The organism is Vibrio sp. D173a (genome assembly GCF_030248475.1).
In genome coordinates this window covers 1-1,150 of the sequence record NZ_JAHGAH010000547.1, presented here as the reverse complement: position 1 = coordinate 1,150, position 1,150 = coordinate 1, and the positions used below count along the sequence as shown (strand labels likewise).

The 1,150-nt window shown below is 44.0% G+C and carries 2 pseudogenes; both read left to right on the top strand.

Annotated elements, in window-relative coordinates:
* Nucleotides 1-294 precede the first annotated feature (294 nt).
* Nucleotides 295-991 (top strand): annotated as a pseudogene (locus KIV40_RS27420) (ABC transporter ATP-binding protein).
* 1 nt (nt 992) lies between these two features.
* Nucleotides 993-1,150 (top strand): annotated as a pseudogene (locus tag KIV40_RS27415) (ABC transporter permease); the annotation flags it as partial.

Genomic DNA, 1,150 nt, shown 5'->3' with positions numbered 1-1,150 from the left:
TACACGTCAACAGCTTGAGAAATTCCACGTGATTGATCTAGTGCCAGAGTCGAATACCTACCGTTTCCGTTATGAGGCACTGAGAGCGGCAACCAACTACGTGGCACGTGATGAGCATGAGCTTGGTTCGGCTTAGATTATTCATCTAACAGCCCTAAAAGATCAGATACCGCTAAGTTAATGACTTAGCGGTATTTTTTATCCTTTCGTCTGTTGGTAAATTAAACGTGCTTGAGAATAAGGTCATACTTTCTCTCATGAGCACTCACTAATCGCAAATGGCAAGCAATCTTCATGTACGCATTAGAAATCGAACAACTCAGAAAAACCTACGCTGGTGGATTTGAAGCCCTAAAAGGCATCAGTCTGCAGGTGAAAAAGGGCGACTTTTACGCACTACTGGGCCCAAATGGCGCCGGTAAATCAACGACGATTGGCGTTATCTCATCATTGGTGAATAAAACCTCGGGTAAGGTAAAAGTCTTTGGCTTCGACATCGACCAAGATCTTGAATTGGCTAAACAGAACTTGGGCTTAGTGCCTCAAGAATTCAATTTCAACCCATTTGAAACCGTTGAGCAGATCGTACTGCAACAGGCGGGTTACTACGGCGTATCGAAATCGCTCGCTAAAGAAGGCGCTAAAACATACCTTTCTAAGCTCGATTTGTGGGAAAAACGCAGCGAACGTGCAAGAAACCTATCAGGTGGTATGAAGCGTCGTTTGATGATTGCACGTGCTCTGATGCATGAACCACAACTGCTAATTCTTGATGAGCCTCGAAGAGGGTACAGAGGAACCACAGTTAGAAGGCGTAAATAGCCAAACTATGGTTAATGGCTCTCTAGAAATCGAAATTGATAAGAACCTAGGTTTGAATACCATCTTTGCTCAGTTGAGTGAGCAGAATGTGAAAGTCCTCTCGATGCGTAACAAAGCTAACCGTCTAGAAGAACTATTTGTGAGTATCGTGCGAGAGGGGAGTAAATAATATGTACAGCCTTTATTGGACTGCTTTTCGCAGCTTGCTGAACAAAGAGATCAACCGTTTTACTCGTATTTGGGTACAAACGCTGGTGCCGCCTGCGATTACCATGACGCTCTATTTCATTATCTTCGGTAACCTGATTGGTGCGCGAATTGGTGAAAT